This is a genomic window from Streptomyces aurantiogriseus, from assembly GCF_014649375.1.
In the GTDB taxonomy this organism is placed as follows: Bacteria; Actinomycetota; Actinomycetes; order Streptomycetales; family Streptomycetaceae; genus Streptomyces; species Streptomyces aurantiogriseus.
In genome coordinates this window covers 91,638-111,717 of sequence record NZ_BMSX01000012.1, presented here as the reverse complement: position 1 = coordinate 111,717, position 20,080 = coordinate 91,638, and the positions used below count along the sequence as shown (strand labels likewise).

At 72.8% G+C, this 20,080-nt stretch carries 20 protein-coding genes; 10 read left to right on the top strand and 10 right to left on the bottom strand.

The genetic code is table 11. The features are described from left to right. Nucleotides 1-37 precede the first annotated feature (37 nt). Nucleotides 38-1,138, top strand: a complete 1,101-nt coding sequence (locus IE263_RS24830; protein WP_189940146.1) for a cation diffusion facilitator family transporter — start codon at nucleotides 38-40, stop codon at nucleotides 1,136-1,138. 1 nt (nucleotide 1,139) lies between these two features. Here the strand turns inward: IE263_RS24830 and IE263_RS24825 are convergent, their stop codons facing one another. Together IE263_RS24825 and IE263_RS24820 are read right to left on the bottom strand one after the other, a co-directional pair. Then, nucleotides 1,140-1,700, bottom strand: coding sequence for a YbaK/EbsC family protein (locus IE263_RS24825; protein WP_189939967.1), 561 nt, complete (start codon nucleotides 1,698-1,700; stop codon nucleotides 1,140-1,142). 43 nt (nucleotides 1,701-1,743) lie between these two features. After that, the gene (locus IE263_RS24820; RefSeq protein WP_189939966.1) at nucleotides 1,744-2,316 is read right to left on the bottom strand and encodes a helix-turn-helix domain-containing protein; all 573 of its coding nucleotides are present in this window, start codon (nucleotides 2,314-2,316) and stop codon (nucleotides 1,744-1,746) included. A gap of 132 nt (nucleotides 2,317-2,448) precedes the next feature. Here IE263_RS24820 and IE263_RS24815 point away from each other — a divergent pair, with 132 nt between their 5' ends. Then, complete coding sequence (locus IE263_RS24815; protein ID WP_189939965.1) at nucleotides 2,449-3,306, top strand: DMT family transporter; 858 nt, start codon at nucleotides 2,449-2,451, stop codon at nucleotides 3,304-3,306. Nucleotide 3,307: 1 nt separating this feature from the next. Here the strand turns inward: IE263_RS24815 and IE263_RS24810 are convergent, their stop codons facing one another. Further along, complete coding sequence (locus IE263_RS24810) at nucleotides 3,308-4,072, bottom strand: acyltransferase (RefSeq protein ID WP_189939964.1); 765 nt, start codon at nucleotides 4,070-4,072, stop codon at nucleotides 3,308-3,310. 110 nt (nucleotides 4,073-4,182) lie between these two features. On the opposite strand from IE263_RS24810, the gene IE263_RS24805 reads away from it, so the two are divergent. After that, nucleotides 4,183-4,710 carry a gamma carbonic anhydrase family protein gene (locus tag IE263_RS24805; protein WP_189939963.1) on the top strand — a complete coding sequence of 176 codons (528 nt, stop codon included), beginning with the start codon at nucleotides 4,183-4,185 and terminating at the stop codon, nucleotides 4,708-4,710. A gap of 83 nt (nucleotides 4,711-4,793) precedes the next feature. On the opposite strand, the gene IE263_RS24800 is transcribed toward IE263_RS24805, so the two are convergent. Then, a complete protein-coding gene (locus IE263_RS24800; RefSeq protein WP_189940145.1) occupies nucleotides 4,794-5,450 on the bottom strand; it encodes a DedA family protein in 657 nt (218 codons plus the stop codon). A gap of 226 nt (nucleotides 5,451-5,676) precedes the next feature. Here IE263_RS24800 and IE263_RS24795 point away from each other — a divergent pair, with 226 nt between their 5' ends. Next, nucleotides 5,677-6,075 (top strand): hypothetical protein, encoded by a 399-nt coding sequence (locus IE263_RS24795; RefSeq protein WP_189939962.1) that lies wholly within the window; start codon nucleotides 5,677-5,679, stop codon nucleotides 6,073-6,075. Nucleotides 6,076-6,087: 12 nt separating this feature from the next. On the opposite strand, the gene IE263_RS24790 is transcribed toward IE263_RS24795, so the two are convergent. Continuing rightward, entirely contained in the window at nucleotides 6,088-7,965 is a 1,878-nt protein-coding gene (locus IE263_RS24790; RefSeq protein ID WP_189939961.1) for an RICIN domain-containing protein, read from the bottom strand. Nucleotides 7,966-8,384: 419 nt separating this feature from the next. Between IE263_RS24790 and galU the strand changes: the two genes are divergently transcribed. Next, complete coding sequence (gene galU / locus IE263_RS24785; protein WP_189939960.1) at nucleotides 8,385-9,356, top strand: UTP--glucose-1-phosphate uridylyltransferase GalU; 972 nt, start codon at nucleotides 8,385-8,387, stop codon at nucleotides 9,354-9,356. 613 nt (nucleotides 9,357-9,969) lie between these two features. Here galU and IE263_RS24780 read toward each other — a convergent pair. After that, nucleotides 9,970-10,407 (bottom strand): DUF4442 domain-containing protein, encoded by a 438-nt coding sequence (locus IE263_RS24780; RefSeq protein WP_189940144.1) that lies wholly within the window; start codon nucleotides 10,405-10,407, stop codon nucleotides 9,970-9,972. 492 nt (nucleotides 10,408-10,899) lie between these two features. On the opposite strand from IE263_RS24780, the gene IE263_RS24775 reads away from it, so the two are divergent. Further along, nucleotides 10,900-11,928, top strand: coding sequence for a DUF8017 domain-containing protein (locus IE263_RS24775; protein ID WP_189939959.1), 1,029 nt, complete (start codon nucleotides 10,900-10,902; stop codon nucleotides 11,926-11,928). An 83-nt stretch (nucleotides 11,929-12,011) separates the two neighbouring features. Next, nucleotides 12,012-13,352 carry an MFS transporter gene (locus tag IE263_RS24770; RefSeq protein WP_189939958.1) on the top strand — a complete coding sequence of 447 codons (1,341 nt, stop codon included), beginning with the start codon at nucleotides 12,012-12,014 and terminating at the stop codon, nucleotides 13,350-13,352. A gap of 75 nt (nucleotides 13,353-13,427) precedes the next feature. Here IE263_RS24770 and IE263_RS24765 read toward each other — a convergent pair whose 3' ends face one another. Beyond that, nucleotides 13,428-14,219 (bottom strand): spermidine synthase, encoded by a 792-nt coding sequence (locus IE263_RS24765; RefSeq protein WP_189940143.1) that lies wholly within the window; start codon nucleotides 14,217-14,219, stop codon nucleotides 13,428-13,430. Nucleotides 14,220-14,377: 158 nt separating this feature from the next. After that, the gene (tuf, locus tag IE263_RS24760; RefSeq protein WP_189939957.1) at nucleotides 14,378-15,547 is read right to left on the bottom strand and encodes an elongation factor Tu; all 1,170 of its coding nucleotides are present in this window, start codon (nucleotides 15,545-15,547) and stop codon (nucleotides 14,378-14,380) included. A 329-nt stretch (nucleotides 15,548-15,876) separates the two neighbouring features. On the opposite strand from tuf, the gene IE263_RS24755 reads away from it, so the two are divergent. Beyond that, nucleotides 15,877-16,422, top strand: coding sequence for a hypothetical protein (locus tag IE263_RS24755; RefSeq protein WP_189939956.1), 546 nt, complete (start codon nucleotides 15,877-15,879; stop codon nucleotides 16,420-16,422). Nucleotides 16,423-16,429: 7 nt separating this feature from the next. Here IE263_RS24755 and IE263_RS24750 read toward each other — a convergent pair whose 3' ends face one another. Further along, the gene (locus IE263_RS24750; protein WP_189939955.1) at nucleotides 16,430-17,152 is read right to left on the bottom strand and encodes a DNA alkylation repair protein; all 723 of its coding nucleotides are present in this window, start codon (nucleotides 17,150-17,152) and stop codon (nucleotides 16,430-16,432) included. A gap of 49 nt (nucleotides 17,153-17,201) precedes the next feature. Between IE263_RS24750 and IE263_RS24745 the strand changes: the two genes are divergently transcribed. Further along, nucleotides 17,202-18,002, top strand: a complete 801-nt coding sequence (locus tag IE263_RS24745; RefSeq protein WP_189939954.1) for a TVP38/TMEM64 family protein — start codon at nucleotides 17,202-17,204, stop codon at nucleotides 18,000-18,002. Nucleotides 18,003-18,078: 76 nt separating this feature from the next. On the opposite strand, the gene IE263_RS24740 is transcribed toward IE263_RS24745, so the two are convergent. Then, nucleotides 18,079-19,248: a thiolase family protein gene (locus IE263_RS24740; RefSeq protein ID WP_189939953.1), complete on the bottom strand. Its 1,170-nt coding sequence runs from the start codon at nucleotides 19,246-19,248 to the stop codon at nucleotides 18,079-18,081. A 129-nt stretch (nucleotides 19,249-19,377) separates the two neighbouring features. Between IE263_RS24740 and IE263_RS24735 the strand changes: the two genes are divergently transcribed. Next, complete coding sequence (locus IE263_RS24735) at nucleotides 19,378-19,851, top strand: winged helix-turn-helix transcriptional regulator (RefSeq protein ID WP_189939952.1); 474 nt, start codon at nucleotides 19,378-19,380, stop codon at nucleotides 19,849-19,851. Nucleotides 19,852-20,080: the final 229 nt, after the last annotated feature.

Below are 20,080 nucleotides of genomic sequence, written 5' to 3'. Positions count from 1 at the left end.
GCACGCGTCCACCACCCCGCACCGGAAGGGGACCGATGTGAGCGAGCGGCACGACCACGTCCACGGTCATGGGCACGAGCACGAGCACCACCAGGGTCACGGGCACGACCACCATCACCACGGTCACGAGCACCCGCACCGTTCCGCCTCCCCCGGCCTTCGCCATCGCCTCTCCCATCTCCTCACCCCCCACTCCCACGAGACCGCCGACAAGCTGGACCGGGCCCTGGAGTCCTCGGCCCGCGGTATGCGCGCGCTGTGGGTCTCGCTGGCGGTGCTGGGCGTGACGGCGGTGGCGCAGGCGGTCGTCGTGGCCGCCTCCGGCTCGGTGGCGCTGCTCGGCGACACGGTGCACAACGCGGCGGACGCGCTGACCGCCGTACCGCTGGGTATCGCGTTCGTGCTGGGACGGCGGGCCGCCACCCGGCGGTTCACCTACGGCTACGGGCGGGCGGAGGACCTGGCGGGAATCGCCATCGTGCTGACCATCGCCGCGTCGGCGGCCTTCGCCGGATGGACGGCGGTCGAGCGGCTGCTGAACCCGCGGCCGGTCGAGCACGTGCCCGCGGTCGCGGTGGCCGCGCTCGTCGGCTTCGCGGGCAACGAGTGGGTGGCCCGGTACCGCATCCGTGTCGGGCGCGCGATCGGCTCGGCCGCGCTGGTGGCGGACGGGCTCCACGCGCGCACCGACGGCTTCACGTCACTGGCCGTGCTGCTGGGCGCCGGCGGTTCGGCACTGGGATGGCAACTCGCCGACCCCGTCGTGGGGTTGGCGATCACCGCGGCCATCGCGCTGGTGCTGCGGGACGCGGCACGCGAGGTGTTCCGGCGGGTGATGGACGCCGTCGACCCGGCCCTGGTCGACCGGGCCGAGCGCGCGCTGCGGACGGTCGAAGGGGTGTGCGAGGTCGGCGAGTTGCGGCTGCGCTGGATCGGGCACCGGCTGCGCGCCGAGGTCGCGGTGGTCGTGGACGGCGAGGTGACCGTACGGGAGGCGCACGCGATCGCCGTGGACGCCGAGCACGTCCTGCTGCACGCCGTGCCGCGCCTGACAGCCGCCCTGGTGCACGCCGACCCCGCGCCGGTCCCCGGTGAGGCGGACCCGCATCTGAGGCTGGCCCACCACGCGAGGGCGTGACTCAGACGGTCACCCCCAGCCCCTCCAGCACGACCGCACCCGGCAGTTCGGCGAACGCCTTGCCCGGCACCAGCAGCTTCCCGCGCCGGCGGCCGCTGCCCACCAGGACGTACGGCAGGTCGACGACGGCCGAGTCCACCAACAGGGGCCAGGCCGCGGGCAGCCCGACGGGGGTGATGCCGCCGTACTCCATGCCGGTCTCCCCCACCGCCGTGTCCATGGGCGCGAACGAGACCTTTCGGGCGCCCAGGTGGCGGCGAACAACACCGTTGACGTCAACGCGGGTGGTGGACAGCACCACGCACGCGGCGAGGGTGGTCTCCCCGCCGCGCTTGCCCGCGACGACGACACAGTTCGCGGACTGCTCGAGCAGCTCCTGCCCGTAGTGCTCGACGAAGACGGCGGTGTCGGCCCACTGCGGGTCGCTGTCGACGTAGACGATCTGGTCGGCGGGGACGCTGCCGCTCCAGTGGCGTACGGCGTCGGCGACCGGGCGGGGCAGCTCGTCGAGGCAGTCGGGGGCGGGCGTGGCGGTGTCGAAGTGTCCGATGGGTGCGTCCATGACCGCACGCTAACAGCAGCCCGGCGGCCGTCGGGGAGTCGTCTCAGTGCACGGGCGGCACCGACACGGTCAGCACCATCTCCGTCGGCACCTCGCCCCGATTGGCGTACACGTGGGGCGCGTTGGCCTCGAAGGTGACGCTCGCGCCGGCCGGGACGCGGTACTCGGCGCCCTCGACGGTGAGGGTCAGTTCTCCGGCCGTGACGTGGGCGATCTCGACCGTGCCGGCGGGGTGCGGGTCGGAGTCGCTGCTGTCGCCCGGCATCAGCCGCCAGTCCCACATCTCCAGCGGGCCGGGGGCTTCCGTGCCCGCGAGGAGGCGGCTGTAGCTGCCCGCGTCGGTGTGCCACAGCCGGACCACCTGGCCGGCCGGGACGATACGGACCTTCGGGCCCTGCTCGTAGTCGAGGAGGGTGGTGATGCTGACGCCGAGCGCGTCGCCGATCTTGACGACCGTGCCGAGGCTGGGGTTGGTGCGGGCCTGCTCGATCTGGATCAGCATGCCGCGACTGACCCCGGCGCGGGCGGCGAGCGCGTCGAGGGTGAAGCCGCGCTCGGTGCGCCAGCGCTTGACGTTGCGCGCCAGGGACTGGGTCAGCAGGTCGAGGTCCGACACATTCCGTCCAATTCCGTCCGGTGTCCGGTGACACCCGTCTCCGGAGTCCAATATTCTGAATGACAGGGTTCACTGCCTTGCACTATGGTGTGGTGCACCCGATCGTGCACCGAACTGTACTGCGAGGACCCCGTGACAGCACTCTTCGCCCTGGCCACAAGCCTCCTGTGGGGGCTGGCCGACTTCGGCGGCGGGCTGCTGACGCGCCGCACCCCTGCTCTGACGGTGGTCGTGGTCTCGCAGTCGATCGCGGCGGCCGTCCTGGGCGTGATCGTGCTCGCCACCGGCGGCTGGAGCGAGGCCGGTCCCCGTCTCTGGTACGCGGTCGCGGCCGGCGTGGTGGGGCCGGTCGCCCTGCTCTCCTTCTACAAGGCTCTGGCCCTCGGCCCCATGGGGGTCGTCTCCCCGCTGGCCACCCTGAGCGTGGCCGTCCCGGTCTCCGTCGGCCTGTTCCTCGGCGAACGCCCCGGACTGGTCCAGGTCGCGGGCATCGCGGTCGCGGTTCTCGGGGTCGTCCTGGCGGGCGGGCCGCAGCTGCGAGGCGCCCCGGTGCAACGCCGGGCCGTCCTCCTCACCCTGGTCGCTGCCCTCGGCTTCGGCACCGTGTTCGTGCTGATCACCGAGGCGTCGACGACCGTCACCGGCCTCTTCCTCGCCCTCTTCGTCCAGCGCGTGGCCAATGTCGTCACGGGCGGCGCGGCCCTGTACGTCGTCGTGCGGCGCGGGACGCCCGCACTCCCGGAGGCAGGCCTGCCCTGGACCTCGCTGCCGGCGTTCGCCTTCGTCGGACTGGCCGACGTCGCCGCGAACGGCACCTACGCGGTCGCCGCCCAGCACGGCCCGGTCACTGTGGCCGCTGTGCTCGCCTCGCTCTATCCCGTGGTGACCGCCCTGGCCGCCCGCGGCTTCCTGCGCGAGCGGCTGCGCGCGATCCAGGCGGCGGGCGCGGGCCTGGCCCTGGTGGGCACGCTACTGCTGGCGACGGGCTGAGTCAGCCCTCGGGCTCCAGCTGGGCGAGACGCGCCGCCGCCTCCTCGTCCAGCCCCGACAGCGCGACCAACTGCTCCGAGGTGACCCCGTCCGGAATCGGCACCGGCGCCGGGGTCCGCAGCGGCGGCTGCCAGCCCTCGCCGGGTGTCCACCGCCGTACGACCCGGGCGGGCGCCCCCGCCACCACGGCATGGTCGGGCACGAGCCCGCGCACCACCGCCCCGGCCGCCACGACGACGTTCCGCCCGATCCGCGCCCCCGGCAGGATCACCGCGCCGGTGCCGATCCAGCACCCCGGACCGATCTCCACGGGCTCCATGCGCGGCCACTGCTTGCCGATGGGCTCGTGCGGATCGTCGTAGGAGTGGTTGGTGGACGTGACATAGACGTACGGGCCGAAGTAGCAGTCGCTGCCGATGGTGACCGTGGTGTCGGCGATGACATGGCTGCCCCGGCCCAGCACCACACCGTCGCCGATGCGCAGGATCGGGTCCGGGCCGAGGTCGAGGTCGGGCATCAGGCCGGCCGTCAGCGTGACCTGCTCGCCGACGATGCAGTGGGCGCCGAGGTGGATCCAGGGCTCGCCGAAGACCGTACCGAGCGGGAAGGCCAGCCGGGTGCCCGCACCCATGGAACCGAAGCGGAAGCGGCCGGGGTGCTCGGCGGTGACGGAGCCCGTGCGCTGCACCCAGGCCCAGCCCGCGTGGACCGCGCGCTGCGCCAGGCGGCGCCACCATGATGAGAACGTGTTCCTGCGCTTCGCCACATGTTCACCGTACTCAGCGCACGTGGGCCCGAGGACGCCGTAGCCCTGTGATCTTCACCCCAACGGGTGGCGTACGGTGCCGGTGTACCGCGGACGAACAGGAGACAGTGATGACGCACAAGGCGCTGATCACGGGCATCGGCGGCAGGGAACCCAAGATCCACGAGGAGGCGTTCGTGGCGCCCACGTCCTCCGTGATCGGTGACGTGACCCTGGAGGCGGGCGCGAGCGTCTGGTACGGCGCGGTGGTGCGCGGAGACGTCGAACGGATCTCCGTCGGCGCCCGGAGCAATATCCAGGACAACTGCACGCTCCACGCCGACCCCGGCTTCCCCGTGACCATCGGCGAGCGGGTGTCCGTCGGCCACAACGCGGTCGTGCACGGCGCCACCGTGGGCGACGACTGTCTGATCGGGATGGGGGCGACCGTCCTGAACGGGGCGGTGATCGGGGCGGGGTCGCTGGTCGCCGCGCAGGCGCTGGTGCCGCAGGGGATGGAGGTGCCGCCGGGGTCGCTGGTGGCGGGGGTCCCGGCGAAGGTGAAGCGGGAGCTGACGGAGGAGGAGCGGCAGGGGGTCACGCTGAACGGAACGCTGTACGCCGACCTGGCCAAGGCCCACAGCGAAATCCACGAGTAGGAGAGCGGTCCCCGGGGGCGCGGGTCTGTGCCGTTGTGCGGCTCCGCCGCCGGGCCGCGGGCGGTGGGCGACCCGCGACCGGCCTACTCGGCGGCCGCCACGGCCTCCGCCTCCACTTCGTCCTTCTGCGCAGCGCCCTGCATCTTCTTCGCCTTGCGCTTCAGCACCAGCATCGACGTGAGGCCGATGAGCACCGCGACCACCAGCCCCAGCCAGGAGAACCTCTTCAGCCACGACTCGGCGACCACACCCACGTAGTAGATGACGGCCGTCGTACCGCCCGCCCACAGGATCCCGCCGAGGATGTTGGCGATGAAGAACTTCCAGTACGGCATCCGCAGGACACCCGCCAGCGGTCCGGCGAAGATCCGCAGCAGGGCGATGAAGCGGCCGAAGAAGACGGCCCACATGCCCCACTTCTCGAAGGACCGCTCCGCCGTCGCGATGTGCCCCTCGCTGAAGTGCCGGGGGAACTTCTTGCCCAGCCAGGCCAGCATCGGGCGTCCGCCCTTGCGGCCGATGGCGTAGCCGATGGAGTCGCCGATCACGGCGCCGGCGGTGGCACAGGTGCCGAGGATGAGCGGGTCGATCTCGCCGTGCTGGGAGGCGAGCAGCGCCGAGGAGACGAGGATGATCTCGCCCGGCAGCGGAATGCCCAGGCTCTCCAGACCGATGACCACGCCCACCAGCGCGTAGATGCTGACCGCGGGTACGGCCTCGAGCCACTCCTGGACGTGCACCGCCGGTTCCTCCCCATTGACGTTCCTGCTGATCCCGGCGCGCGCCGCGGGCGGGCGCACGGCGGGAAGCCTACCGGGTCGGCCGCGGCGGCCCGGCCGGTTCCGGGGTGTAGTCCGCTACACCCCCGATACGGGAGTTCGGTCCCTCGTTCGGAGCGGCCGGTCACGTGATCGTGGTGAGTGAAGGAGCCCACCCGTTCCGCACCGCTTCCGAAGGGACCCCTCCATGGCCGTGAACCGCCGACGTGGACGCCGCAGCGCCGTCATCGCCTCCCTCGCGGCAGCCGTCGCGCTGTCCGCCGGTCTCCTCACCGGCTGCGAGGTCGACGACTCGCCGGCCTGCCTCTCCCATGCCGACGACATCAGCGACAACATCACGGCGATCCATGAGGCCGGCGTGGACGCGATCGAGGATCCGACGAAGACCGAGGAGTCCCTCGACACCATCGAGAAGAACCTCGACAAGATCCACGACGGGCCGGACGACAGCGAGGTCGACCAGGCGGTCAAGGACCTCGGCCAGGCGATCGAGGACTACAACCGCGACCTCCTCAACGGCGACACACCCGACTCCGGCCAGATCGACAAGGCGGCCGACAAACTGAGGAGCGTGTGCACGTCGTAGCGTGGCGCGGCTTCAGCCGTCGAGGGTCGTCCGCACGCTCGTGAGGGTGTCCTCGACGACGTCGTCCAGTACCTCGGCAGGGCCGGTGAGGGGGGCAGGTGCCGGGGCCACGGCCGTCGGGTCGGACGCCTCACAGCAGTCCACCTGCGCGAACCGCTCCTCGTACTCCGCCGCGGCGGACGGCTCGGGGGCGGCCGGGGGCACCGGCACGGCGTCGCGCGGCGAAGCCGGGGCGCTCGGCGCGGCCGGTCGCTGCGGGGGCTGCGCCGGGGGCGGCGGTTCCGCCGGGCCCTTCCCGCCGGGAACCGGTGTCCGTCGGACCCCGGCGGCGGCGTCGAACACCCACCGCTGCCCCTCCGAACCGTTTCGGTCCGCGACGACGACGTGAGTCCGCGACCGGCCCGTGCCGGGCGCGACCACCTGGCCGCCCCCGCCGCGCCGCAGCAGGAGTTCCCCGCGCACGGTCAGATCGAAGAAGACCTCGCCCGCGTGCACCACGCACCCCGCCAGAACGGTCGTTCCACGGGCGGGGTCGGCGGCCAGGCAGAGGGCCGGGGCGGCGGTGCTGCGCAGCAGTCCGTCGTCCTGGTACGACCACTGCTGGGACGCGGCCGACGAGCAGGCCGCCAGGACGGCCGGGGCACCGGCCTCGATCCGCCCGCCGGCGGTGTCGAGGCACAGCCCCGCCGCCGTGCTGCGCAGCCTGCCGTGGACGACCTCCGCGGGACGGGCGGCGGAGGCGGCCGGGGCGGAGCCGGTGGACGCGGGGCCCTCCGGGGCGCTCGGGGCGCCGGCGGAACCCGCGGGGCTGGTACCGCCGGCGGGGGCGCCCCAGGTGGCCCGGGGGCCGGGGACACCGTTGTCCTCCGACCAGCTCCGGGTCACGAGCACGGTCGCGAGCAGGGCGAGGGAGGTCAGCCCGACACCGATGAGGACGGCCTTCCTGGAGCGCCCGCCCGACAGGTCGAGCAGACCGGCCGAGGTGGTGCGGTGGCGGCCGCCTCCGCCGGCCACGCGCACCTCCGCGGGCCGGGCGGGTGTGCCCGTGGTGGCGGTGGTGGCACGTCCGGGGCGGGAGTCGAGGTAGCGGCGGGCGCCCCAGCCGAGGACGGTCTCGCCCAGCAGGACGTCCAGTCCGCCGTCGAAATGGCTGAGTTGTTCGGCGGCGTGACGGCAGTAGCGGCACTCGGCGAGATGCTGCCGGACATCGGGCAGCAGGGTTCCGCCGCGGCGCAGGGGAACGTCGAGGAGACGGTTGTAGAAGCGGCATTCACTGGTCGGCGCGAGTTCCCGGTGGGCGCGTACGCAGGCCGTGCGGAATTGCTCGTGGGCCCGTTCCAGACCGGCCTGTGCCGTGATGTCGTCCACGCCCAGCAGACCGGCCGGTACGGTTATCGGCTCCGCCTCCACCTCCGTATGCCACAACAGGCACTGGGAAGCGGCCGGGAGGGACTGGAAAGCGCGCTCGGCGAGTCGGCGCCTTTCGGGGGTCGCGGGGCGTGCGGCGCGCAGTCCGCGCCCGCCGACGGTTTTGCGCAGCTCCGGCAGTACGGCGACGACTCCGTCCGCTCCGGCCCATTCCCGCACCGTGTCGCGGACGGCGACGAGGAGGAGGGGGCGCAGGGCGCCGCCGGCACGTCCGCCCGCGAGCCGTCCGAACACCTCGTGGAACGCGGCGGCGGCCACGAGCCGCGCCGAGTCCTCGGAGTTGCCGGCCAGACAGACGGTGGCGTAGTCGTGCGCCGACCGCCAGTGGCGGGCGAGCAGCAGGGCGACGGCGCGGGCGTTGCCGTCGGTTCCGAGCCGGGCGGCGAGGTCGCGGTCGGAATCGCCGGGGGTCCATCCGGGGCGGGGCGGGTACGGCGGGCGTGGGGGATTCGGGGACTGCACGGGACCATTTCCTTCCCAGCCGACGAACGGCACGCAATACGCGTCCGCCGGAAAGAGGTGCCTGCTTGGTGCGCGATGATGCGTGGTTGATGCCTTTGATTGGTGCGTACTTTTGGTCTGACCAGGTCCGTTGCCCCGATCCGACCGGCCCGCGGGGAGGCTCACCTTCGCACACACGCCTCACAGGAAACAAGGAGTTCGAGTGACCCCCGTTCAAAGTGCGGGCTATTCAGATAAGTTACCGGCGGTATCCGCACCCGCATTCGAAATCTGACCGGAGAGAAGGCGGAGTCGCAGCGTCAACTTGTGTGCGGGAAAAGGCGGATGGCACACGGAACCTCCAACTTCCGGCGCGGCCCACAGGAATCTCAGATGTGACTCTCGGGCTACTCCCATCCACCTGGTCCACCATGATCGCCATGAACGCCCCCCACTCCTCCTCCACCGTCGCCCCGTCCGCTCCCGCGACCGCTCCCGCCGTCCGCAAGGCGGTCGTCCCGGCGGCCGGTCTCGGCACCCGCTTCCTGCCCGCGACGAAGGCGACCCCGAAGGAGATGCTCCCGGTCGTCGACAAGCCGGCCATCCAGTACGTCGTCGAGGAGGCCGCCGCGGCCGGTCTGGACGACGTCCTGATGGTCACCGGGCGGCACAAGCGGGCCATCGAGGACCACTTCGACCACGCCTTCGAACTGGAGCAGGCCCTCGCGGCCAAGGGCGACACCGTACGGCTGGACGCGGTGCGCGACCCGGCCCGGCTCGCCGACATCCACCACATCCGGCAGGGCGACCCGCTCGGCCTCGGGCACGCGGTGCTGTGCGCCCGCCACCATGTCGGGGACCAGCCGTTCGCCGTTCTCCTCGGCGACGACCTGATCGACCCGCGCGAGACCCTGCTCAGCCGGATGCTGGAGGTCCGCGAGCGGTACGCCGGCAGCGTGGTCGCGCTGATGGAGGTCCCGCCGGAGCAGGTCCACCTCTACGGCTGCGCGGCCGTGGAGCCCTCCGCCGAGGACGGTGTCGTACGGGTCACCGGCCTCGTCGAGAAGCCCGCCCGCGAGGACGCGCCGAGCCGGTACGCCGTCATCGGCCGCTACGTCCTCGACCCGGCCGTCTTCGACGTCCTCGAGCGCACCGCCCCCGGCCGCGGCGGTGAGATCCAACTCACCGACGCCCTCCAGGAGTTGGCCGCGTCCGGCACGGTCCACGGCGTCGTCTTCTCCGGCCGCCGCTACGACACCGGCGACAAGGTCGACTACCTCCGCACCGTGGTCCGCCTCGCCTGCGACCGCCCCGACCTGGGCCCGGAGTTCGTGTCCTGGCTCAAGGAGTTCGTGGCCGGCCTGGAGAACGGGGACGCCGACGGCGCGGAGCGCGGGCGACTGGCGGCATGACGCAAGGGCCCGGTCACGGCGCTACGTCCGTGACCGGGCCCTTGCGTCATGCCGGCGAACCATCAGCGCCGCCGCCGAAGCCGATCAGCGGTACCGCGTCGGCCCACGCCCCAAGGCCACCCGGCCATCACCCCGACGTATCGGGCCCCTGGCGCCGGCAGGCACGTGCGTGCGTGGAAAGCGCGCGGTTCTGGACGCGGGTGGTACCCGGCGCCGCTGCCCGAACAGACCCCGCCACTCCCCACCGGCACCCCCGCAGGCGGCCTCTCAGCCAAGGCGCCACGCACCCCGGCCGGCTCCGTCGAACCCAAGCCGCCCCCGACACACACACGATTCGCTGCCCGTCCACCGACCGGGAGTCCCGGGCACGGCTCGGCCCCCGTGGCGCGCGCCAGGGGCCGCCGCCCGGCGCCGCCACCCCTGCTCCCCGGGACCACCGCCCGGACATGCCTCCGCCTCTCCCGGCCCCCGCCGCCAGGCGACCGCTCTGCCGACGCGACACCCGCCGCAGTCGGCCGCGCCCTGCCGCGCTCGTGCCGTCGGCACCGGTACCACCCGCCGCCCGCCCGTCGGCACCGACGCCGGAGGCTACTGCGCCGGCCCCGTCGCTCGCTCAGCCGTTGGGGCGCAGGGTCCACACCACCGTCATCTCGCCGGTGACGGCTCCGTCGGCGCGGCGGATCTCGATCGTCACCGGGAACTCGGGGCGTTCGCCCGCGTCGAGTTGGGCGACGACCTCGGTGGCCGGGCGGCCGAGGGTGGCGGTGGCGGTGACGGCGCCCATCGCGAGCTTCTTGTAGGCGATCTCGGCGCTGACGGCGAGCGGCACGGCCCGCGCGAGCTGGTCGCCGAACGCGGCGAGGACGATCGCGCCGCTGGCGGACTCGCCGAGCGTGAACATCGCGCCGGCGTGCGGCCCGCCCACGTGGTTGTGGTACTCGCTCTGGTCCGGCAGGGCCACCACGGCCTTCTCCGGGCTGGTCTCGAGGAACTCGAGGTTCAGGGTCCGGGCCATGGGCACCGTGGCGGCGAGCATCTCGCCGATGGACATCTGGTCTGCGCTCATGACGGCGATGTTACCCACGAGTAGCCAGCGCTCGCCAGAGCGATGTGATGATCGCCGTATGCTCGCCGCCCATGTGGCCAGGAGAGCAACCGCCGGCAGGCGGCCCGAACCCGCGGCCCGATCCGTACGTGCAGCCCGGTTTCCACCAGCCCGACCCGTACGCGCAGCAGCCGGCCGCTCCCTGGAACGCCCCGACCGTGACGGCACCCGCGCCCGGTGGCGGGGGCGGGTGCGCGTCCGACGACGACAAGGACGGCGCCAACGAGAACACCGTTCGCCTTCAAGACGCCGGACGGCGATCTGGCGTCCTGATCGTTCTTCGGCGCCAAGGGGGTCGGCGAGGAGGTCCCGGACACCACGATCCGGAAAATCATGGACACCGTGCGGGTGTTCCAGCCCGCCGAGTCCTGATTCGGTACGTCTCCGACAAGGGGTGGTGACCGATTCGTGTCCCGGGCGGCACTAGGGTTTCAGGCCATGTGGCCAGGACAGCAGCCGCCCGGGGGAGAGCAGAACCCGCAGGCGCAGAACAATCCGTACCAGCAGCCGGGATACCAGCAGCCGAATCCGTATCAGCAACCCGGCTTCCAGCAGCCCCAGCAGCCCAACCCCTATGCGCAGACGCCGCAGTGGGGCACCCCGGCGGTCGCGGGCCCGCCGCAGACCGGTGGCCCGGGCGGCGGCAACCGCACCAAGCTGATCGCGATCGTGGCGGCCGCGGCCGTCGTCGTGGCCGCCGGAGTCACCGGGTTCCTGGTGCTCGGCGGGGACGACGAGGAGCCGGCCGAGGTCACCGGCAAGGGCAGCAAGAGCCCCACCGTGTCCGCCGAGCCGAGCGACTCGGCGTCGTCGTCGACCGGCACGGACGACAACCCGCGCGACACGGAGACCCTGCAGCCGACCGTCGCGGGCTGGAAGGTCGTCGTGAACCCCAAGCGAGGCGTGGCCTTCGACGTGCCGGCGGACTGGGAGGTCCAGTCGCCGAGCCTCAGCCAGGGCTTCGAGTGGGAGGACAAGGAACAGCCCGACGGCTACGACGCGATCATTCAGTCGGGCACTGCCGAGTACAAGTCGAAGTGGTGCACGTCCGACGACGACAAGGACGGCAAGAGCGACGACACCTCGCTCGCCGTCGTCGGCACCAAGGGTGCCGAGGGAGCCAAGAACACCGACGAGATCGCGATCAACACCCCCGCCTGGTGGGTCTTCGGCGGCTACACCGAGCCGGACAAGAAGAGCATCAGCTCCGACGAGAAGGCCACCGCCTACACCACCACCTCGGGCATCAAGGGCAGTTACGCGTGGGCCCAGTCGACGAACACGCCCCAGAAGGGCAAGTGTGCCAGCGACGGCAAGGCGATCACCTTCGGCTTCAAGAACTCCAAGGGCGACTTCGTCTCCTGGAACCTCTACACGGCCAAGGGCGTGAAGGACGAGCTGCCGCAGGCGACCATCATGAAGATCCTCAGCACCGTACGCCTGCACGGGGAGCCGACCGAGGGCTGACGGCCGTGAGGGCGGACGGCCGTGAGGGCGGACGGCGGGTAATCGGTTTGGCAGATCGGTGCCCGGGCGGCGATAGTCGGCCGGTGACCTCAGCCGCCGACACCCGCCTCCGCCTGCGCAGACCCGCCTGGGCGGGCCGCAACTACAGCCTGCTGACCGCCGCCGCGTTCATCACGAGCCTCGGCAGTCAGGGGGCGCTCATCGCCGCCGCGTTCGCCGTCCTCGAGGCGGGGGGCGACGGCGGCGACGTCGGTCTGGTGGCCGCGGCCCGCACGCTTCCGCTGGTGCTGTTCCTGCTGATCGGCGGCGCGGTCGCCGACCGGCTCCCGCGGCACCGGGTGATGGTCGCCGCCAACACCCTCAACTGTCTCTCGCAGGCCGCGTTCGCCGCGCTCGTCCTCGCGGGCCAGCCGCAGCTGTGGCAGATGATGCTGCTGACCGCGCTCGGCGGCACCGGCCAGGCGTTCTTCAGCCCGGCCGCCGAGGGCATGCTGATGTCCTCGGTCGACGGCGAGCAGGCGGGCCGGGCGTTCGCGGTGTTCCGGATGGCGATGCAGGGAGCCGCCCTCGGCGGCGCGGCGCTCGGCGGCGCGATGGTCGCCGTGGTCGGACCGGGCTGGGTACTCGCGGCGGACGCCGCCGCGTTCGCGCTCGCCGGGGCGCTGCGCGCGTTCCTCGACGTGAGCCACATCCCGGCGCGGGGGCGGGGCGGCGGCATGCTCGCCGATCTCCGCGAGGGCTGGCGGGAGTTCAGCGGCCGACCCTGGCTGTGGGCCATCGTCCTGCAGTTCTCGATCGCCAACGCGGTCGTCGCCGCCGCCGACGCGGTCTACGGTCCCCTCGTCGCCCGGGACCATCTCGGCGGGGCCGGCCCCTGGGGCCTAGCCCTCGGCTTCTTCGGCGCGGGCACGGTGGCCGGCGCCGTCCTGATGACCCGTTGGAAGCCCCGCCGTCTGCTCTTCGCCGGCACTCTCTGCGTCTTCCCGCTGGCCCTGCCGTCCGCCGCGCTCGCCGTGCCGGTACCGATCTCCGTCCTGTGCGCCGTGATGTTCCTGACCGGCGTCACCCTGGAGGTGTTCGGCGTCTCCTGGATGACCGCCCTCCACCAGGAGATCCCCGAGGAGAAACTCTCCCGTGTCTCGGCCTACGACTGGTTCGGCTCGGTCGCCATGGTCCCCCTGGCCACGGCGCTCGCGGGCCCCGCGGAGTCCGCCTTCGGCCGGACGGCCGCTCTGTGGGGCTGCGCCACGCTGGTCGTCCTCGTCACGGCGGCGGTCCTGTGCGTGCCGGACGTGCGGAATCTGACCCGCCGCACGAAGCAGGTCACCCGCGGGGAGGCAGGCGGTGGCGATTCCGGTGAGGGGGAGACCGAGGCAGGGCGTGAGGGCTTGGCGGAGGCGGACGCGGGGCCCGGGAGGGGCTGACGCGCAGGGCGGCTCGGGCGGTGGGAACAGCCGATCCGGCCGAGCCGAGGATTGAGGCCGCCCCCTTCTCCCCCCTCAGCCGATACCGAACGCCCCACCCGGTGGCTCAGGCGACGGAACCGCCTCCTCGTCCGCCACCGGCCGGGCGTCGCCGATGAAGTCCCGTAGGCCGGCACCGTGTTCCACACGGGCCGGGAAGGCGTCGGCGGCGGCGAGGCGGGCCAGGGTGGTGACGTCGAGGGGGTGATGGGCGGCGACGAGGACCGCGTTGCCGAAGCGACGGCCACGCAGCACCGCCGGTTCGGCGATGAGGGCGAGTTCCTCGAAGACCGCGGCGAAGGTGGCCAGTTGGGAGCGCAGGAAGGCGAACGGCGCCGCGTCCGCGAGGTTCGCCAGGTAGACGCCGTCGGCGCGCAGGACGCGTCCGGCCTCGCGGGCGTAGGCGAGGGACGTCAGGTGGGCGGGGACGCGGGAGCCGCCGAAGACGTCGGCGACGAGGGCGTCGGCGGAGTCGGCCGGGGCCGCCTCCAGCCAGGCCCGCGCGTCGGCCGCGTGCAGCGTGACGCCGGTGCCGGGCGGGAGGGGCAGGTGCTCGGCCACCAGCTCCAGCAGGCCACGGTCGGCCTCGACGACGTCCTGCCGGGAGCCCGGCCGGGTCGCCGCCAGATACCGCGGCAGGGTGAGCGCCCCGCCGCCGAGATGCAGCACGTCCAGGGGCCGCCCCGGCTCGGCGACGGTGTCCAGGACGTGCCCGAGCCGCTGCGCGTACTCGAACTCCAGGTACGTCGGCTCGTCAAGGTCGACGTACGACTGCGGTGCCCCGTCGACCGTCAGCAGCCACGCCCGCTCCCGGTCGACGTCGGGCATCAGCTTGGCGGTGCCGTGGTCGACGGCTCGGGTGACGGGTATGGGCTCGTCGTTCACCTTCTCATTGTGCCTGGCCGGAGCGCCCCGTAAGGGGGCGCGGGGCACTGCGCGACCAGCCACGACGGTCCCGCAGTGCCCCCACGCACCCCCGGTCGCCTTCAGTCGACGGCGATCACGGTCCCCGCCCCCACGGTCCGCCCGCCCTCACGGATGGCGAACCCGAGCCCCGGCTCGAGAGGCACCTCACGCCCCAGCTCGACGGTCATGGCGACCGTGTCCCCAGGCCGCGCGACGGCGGCCTCCCCGAGGTCCACGTCCCCGACGACGTCCGCGGTACGGATGTAGAACTGCGGCCGGTATCCGGTGGCGACGGGCGTCGAACGCCCGCCCTCCGCCGCCGACAGCACATACACCTGCGCCGAGAACCGCCGCCGCGGCACCACACTCCCCGGCGCGGCCACCACGTGCCCCCGCCGCACGGCGTCCCGCGGCACCCCGCGCAGCAGCAGCGCCACGTTGTCCCCGGCCTGCGCCTCCTCCATCGGCTTGCCGAAGGTCTCCAGGCCGGTCACCACGGTGTCCAGGCCGGCGCCGAGCACCTCGACCCGGTCACCGACCCGTACCGTGCCCCGCTCGACCGCGCCGGTGACGACCGTCCCCCGGCCGGTGATGGTGAGCACGTTCTCCACGGGCATCAGGAACGGCGCGTCCACGTACCGCTCGGGCATCGGCACGTAGGTGTCGACCGCGTCGAGCAGCGCGTCGATGGACGCCGTCCACCGCGGGTCGCCCTCCAGCGCCTTCAGCCCCGAGACCCGTACGACGGGTGCGGCGTCGCCGCCGTAGCCGTGCACGGTGAGCAGGTCGCGTACCTCCAGCTCGACCAGGTCGGTGAGCTCCTCGTCGCCCGCGTCGGCCTTGTTGAGCGCGACCACGATGTGGTCGACGCCCACCTGCCGGGCGAGCAGGACGTGTTCGGCGGTCTGCGGCATGATCCCGTCGAGCGCGGAGACGACGAGGATCGCCCCGTCGAGCTGCGCGGCCCCGGTGACCATGTTCTTGACGTAGTCGGCGTGGCCCGGCATGTCGACGTGCGCGTAGTGCCGGGTGTCGGTCTCGTACTCGACGTGCGCGATGTTGATGGTGATGCCGCGCGCCGCCTCCTCGGGGGCGCGGTCGATACGGTCGAACGGCACGAAGGTGCCGGCACCGCGCTCGGCGAGGACCTTGGTGATGGCGGCGGTCAGGGTGGTCTTGCCGTGGTCGACGTGACCCATCGTGCCGATGTTCAGGTGCGGTTTGGTGCGCACGTATGCCGTCTTGGGCATGGCGATACCTCGAAGCCTCTCAGGAAAGGTGCTGAGTGATGGCCCCGGTCACGGCGGGACGCCGGCCGGGACGGGGACCCCGAGGAACTCGCCGACCCTCCCCCTGCGGGGTCCGCCGGACGATCCGGAGAGGGTCAGCTTCGGGCGCCGTCGACAGCGGCCACGAGAACAGGGACGGCAGCCTTCGGGGCATCCGCGACGGCGGATGCTGCGAGGAGGAAGGCGTACCGGAACATGGGGTAGATCCTCGCCGACGGTCCGACCGGTGTCGAATGGTTTTCCACAGGTGGGCCGGGGCGCCGGCCGCACGGGAGAGAGGCACCATCTGTATGACCGACAGGAGCACGGCCGAGTGGTGGGCACTGCTGCCGCCCGGCATCCGCGCCGAGGCCGACGGCTACGTCCTCCAGGACGCCCGCCTGCAGGCGGTCCGCGCCGTCTGGGAGGCCGGCCGGGCCCGGGGCCTGGGGCTCACCGAGGCACAGCTCGTCGTCCACGACCGCTACCTCCACCACGGCGACCGGATCGCCCGCACGCCCGACAGCCCTCTCGACCTGGAGTCACTGACCGCCCGTGCGGCCGGCGCGCCGGGCCGTGTCGTGGCCGTCGAGGCCGTCTGGGACGGGGACACCGTCCACGACTGGTTCGTGGATCTCGTGGCCGTCACCGCCGACCCGGAGGGGGAGCTGCGGCTGGCCACCATCCACTGGTCCGCGGCCGTCCGGCACCTCGGCGACGAGGATCCGGCCCCGCGCCACCCTGCGGCAGCCGTGGCCGACCGGGTCGGCAGAGCCCTCGCCGACCACCTTTCGGTCCCCTTCCACTTCGCGAGCCCCGACACCCCCGACGACGAGGCACCTCGTTGGCGGCCGTGACGGGTGCTCAGTCCCCGAGGTTCTTCAGCGCCTCCCGCACGGACAGCGGCGCGAACCGGCCCCGCTCGCGGGCCAGGAAGGCGCGGACGGCCTCGGGGTCGGTCTTGGCGTACTCGCGCAGGGCCCAGCCGATCGCCTTGCGGATGAAGAAGTCCGGGTGGCCGGACCGGTGCAGGCAGTAGGCGAAGAGGCGGTCGGCGTCGGTGCTCTCCTTGTAGCGGAGTTGGTGGAGCAGGGCGGTGCGGACGACCCACAGGTCGTCGTCGGTGATCCAGGCGTCCATGTCGGCCGTGAGGCGCGGGTCGGCGGCGACGAGGGCGCCGACGACGTGGGCGGCGAGCAGGTCGACGGTGTCCCACCAGGGGACGGTGGTGACGAGGTGGCGGGTCACCGGCAGGAACGCCGACGTGCAGCGTCCGGCGTGCCGGCGGAGGTAGTCGACGGCGAAGTAGTGGTACTCGCGCTGCGGCAGCGCCCAGCAGCGCAGGGCGATCGCCGTGCAGTCGGCCTCGTCGGGGCGGGAGGTGCCCGCCAGGACGGCACGGGACAGGGCCCGGCGCTCGGGTGTGGGCAGGCCCAGGAAGGGCGCCACGTCCTTCATGTACGCGCGCATGGCCACCGCCCGGACGGGATCGGCCGCGCCGGCGTACGCGGCGGTCAGCCGCTCCAGTACGGCGTCGGCGAGAGCGCTGGGCGGTACATCGACCGTTTCCGCACCTGTGGCGGTCATGAGACGCACCATACGGCGATCACACATGTCCGTCAGTTACTGTCGCGGGATGCTCGATGCCACCACCCGCTCTGGGGGCACCGCCACGGCCTCTCCCCGGGCCGCCGCCACGGAGCTCGTCGTTCCCGTGCCCGTCCCCCTTCCCGTCGTCGCCGCGCCCGCACCCGCGGCCGTCGGTCCCGCCGCGCGCTGCACGAGAGTGCTGCTCTCCCCCTGGTCCCGTTTCTCGCTGCTGGTCGCGCTGCTCGCGGCGGCCGCGTCGAGCGTGCTGCTCTTCGAACCGCAGAAGCTGCTCGCGGACGGCTGGCCACCCCAACTGGGCGGCACCACAGCGGCGCTCGTGTTCGCGGTCGCGTACGGGCTGTGCACGGTGGCGTTCGTGCCGCGGCCGCTGCTGAACCTGGCCGCGGGCGCCCTGTTCGGCTCGCAGCTGGGCCTCGGCGCGGCGTTGGGCGGCACGGTGCTGGGCGCGGGAATCGCCTTCGGACTCGGCCGGATCCTCGGGCAGGACGCGCTGCGGCCGCTGCTGCGGGGCCGGCTGCTGAAGGCCGCGGACGGCCAGTTGAGCCGGCACGGGCTGCGCTCGATGCTGGCGGCCCGGCTCTTCCCGGGGATCCCGTTCTGGGCCGCGAACTACTGTGCCGCCGTCTCCCGTATGGGCTGGCTGTCGTTCCTGGTCGCGACCGCGCTCGGCTCGATCCCGAACACGGCCGCGTACGTCGTCGCCGGGGCCACCGCCTCTTCCCCGACCTCGCCGCTCTTCCTGATCGCGATGGCCGCCATCGCCCTGCCCGGACTGGCGGGCGCGGTGGTGGCGTGGCGCAAACGCCACCACCTGCGCCGTCGATGACGCCTCGGAGGCCCGAGAAGCCTCGGGCACCGAGGCCACCAAGAACGCCAAGAACGCCCAGGGCACTGAAGGCGTTTCAGACGCCTTCGAGGATCATCGCGTTGGCGAGGCCGCCCGCCTCGCACATCGTCTGCAACGCGTAACGGGCGCCCCGCTCCCGCATCGCGTGCACGAGGGTCGTCGTCAGACGGGTCCCGCTCGCGCCGAGCGGGTGCCCGAGCGCGATCGCGCCGCCGTGCACGTTGACCTTGGCGAGGTCGGCTCCGGTCTCCTGCCGCCAGGCCAGGACGACGCTGGAGAACGCCTCGTTGACCTCGAAGAGGTCGATGTCGTCGAGGGACAGGCCCGCCCTGCGGAGCACCTTCTCGGTGGCCGGGACGACGCCGGTGAGCATCAGCAGCGGGTCGGAGCCGGTGACGGCGAAGCTGTGCAGGCGGGCGAGCGGGCGCAGCCCCAGGCGGGCGGCGGTCTCGCTGGAGGTGATCAGCACGGCCGAGGCGCCGTCGTTGACCGGGCTGGCGTTGCCCGCGGTGACGTTCCACTCGATCTGCGGGAAGCGCTCGGCGAAGTTCGGGTCGTAGTAGGCGGGCTTGAGACCGGCGAGGATCCCGGTCGTGCTGCCGGGCCGTACGCACTCGTCGCGCGAGACGCCGTCCAGGGGGGCGACCTCCGCGTCGAAGAGGCCCTTCTCCCAGGCCTCGGCCGCCCTGTGGTGCGAGGAGACCGCGAAGGCGTCCATCTGCTCGCGGGTGATCGACCACTTGGCGGCGATGAGTTCGGCGCTGATGCCCTGCGGGACGAGGCCCTCGGGGTAGCGCTCGGCGACGCCGGGGCCGAAGGGGTCCTTGCCGGGCGGCACGTTCGACCACATCGGCACCCGGCTCATCGACTCGACCCCGCAGGCGACGACCAGGTCGTACGCCCCCGACATGACTCCCTGGGCCGCGAAGTGCACGGCCTGCTGGGAGGAGCCGCACTGCCGGTCGACCGTGGTCGCGGGGACCGACTCCGGGAAGCCCGCCGACAGGGCGGCGTAGCGGGTGGTGTTCATGGCCTGCTCGCCGACCTGGTCGACGGCGCCACCGATGACGTCGTCGATCAGCGCCGGGTCGACGCCGGAGCGCTCGACGAGGGTGCGCAGGGTGTGGGCGAGGAGTTCGACGGGGTGCACGTGGGCGAGCGATCCGTTCGGCTTGCCCTTGCCGATCGGGGTGCGCACGGCTTCGACGATGACTGCGTCACGCATGTGCGGGCCTCCTTGGGGCCGCCGGGGGGCCGTCCGGGCGGCCACCTGGGTGATACCAGTGAGTAGGAAATCCAAACTCACCATAACGCCGTGAGTTGGAAAATCAAACCCTCGCCTAGACTGGGCGGCATGGTCGCCTCCACCAAAGACCCGCGCCCCTGCTCCATCGCCGACGCCCTGGCACTCGTCGGCGAGAAGTACTCCCTGCTCGTCCTGCGGGAGGTGTGCCTCGGCAACGGCCGCTTCGACCAGCTGGTGCGCAACATCGGCGCCCCGCGCGACATCCTGACCACCCGCCTGCGCCGCCTGGTGGACGCCGGGATCCTGACCAAGCGCGTCTACAGCGAGCGCCCGCAGCGCTTCGAGTACCGGCCCACACAGGCGGGGCTCGACCTGGAGCCGGTCCTGATGACGCTCATGGCATGGGGCGACCGCCATCTCCGTAAGGACGACGATCGCCCCATGGTGATCGAGCACATCTGCGGCCACGAGATGGTCCCGGTGGTCACCTGCGCGGCCTGCGGCGACCAGGTCCGCCACGAGGACCTGACGGCCCACCCACAGGCACCGGGGTGGACGGTGGCAGGGCCGACGGCGGCCTAAGACCGACGGCGGCCCAAAGCCTGTCCGGCGGATCAGGCCGCAGGAAAGTGACGGCGCCTCATCGGCGCCGGTGAGCCGGGGCGATGAGGGTGCCCCCGCGCGAGGTCGACCGCGAGTACGTGCAGCCGCGCGCCGGTCCCGGTGAGCTCAGCGGGATCCGTGGTCCGGGACGCACGGCACGCCCCCTCACCGCCTCCCGCGCGTCGGCCGACGTCGCGGTCGGGCCGCC

Excerpts from the sequence above, each read along its gene's own strand:
- IE263_RS24825 (WP_189939967.1), bottom strand. The coding sequence starts at position 1,700 with ATGGACGCACCCATCGGACACTTCGACACCGCCACGCCCGCCCCCGAC.
- IE263_RS24805 (WP_189939963.1), top strand. The coding sequence starts at position 4,183 with ATGACGCACAAGGCGCTGATCACGGGCATCGGCGGCAGGGAACCCAAG.
- IE263_RS24795 (WP_189939962.1), top strand. The coding sequence starts at position 5,677 with ATGGCCGTGAACCGCCGACGTGGACGCCGCAGCGCCGTCATCGCCTCC.
- galU (WP_189939960.1), top strand. The coding sequence starts at position 8,385 with ATGAACGCCCCCCACTCCTCCTCCACCGTCGCCCCGTCCGCTCCCGCG.
- IE263_RS24780 (WP_189940144.1), bottom strand. The coding sequence starts at position 10,407 with ATGTCCATCGGCGAGATGCTCGCCGCCACGGTGCCCATGGCCCGGACC.
- IE263_RS24775 (WP_189939959.1), top strand. The coding sequence starts at position 10,900 with ATGTGGCCAGGACAGCAGCCGCCCGGGGGAGAGCAGAACCCGCAGGCG.
- IE263_RS24765 (WP_189940143.1), bottom strand. The coding sequence starts at position 14,219 with ATGCCCGACGTCGACCGGGAGCGGGCGTGGCTGCTGACGGTCGACGGG.
- tuf (WP_189939957.1), bottom strand. The coding sequence starts at position 15,547 with ATGCCCAAGACGGCATACGTGCGCACCAAACCGCACCTGAACATCGGC.
- IE263_RS24755 (WP_189939956.1), top strand. The coding sequence starts at position 15,877 with ATGACCGACAGGAGCACGGCCGAGTGGTGGGCACTGCTGCCGCCCGGC.
- IE263_RS24750 (WP_189939955.1), bottom strand. The coding sequence starts at position 17,152 with ATGACCGCCACAGGTGCGGAAACGGTCGATGTACCGCCCAGCGCTCTC.
- IE263_RS24745 (WP_189939954.1), top strand. The coding sequence starts at position 17,202 with ATGCTCGATGCCACCACCCGCTCTGGGGGCACCGCCACGGCCTCTCCC.
- IE263_RS24740 (WP_189939953.1), bottom strand. The coding sequence starts at position 19,248 with ATGCGTGACGCAGTCATCGTCGAAGCCGTGCGCACCCCGATCGGCAAG.
- IE263_RS24735 (WP_189939952.1), top strand. The coding sequence starts at position 19,378 with ATGGTCGCCTCCACCAAAGACCCGCGCCCCTGCTCCATCGCCGACGCC.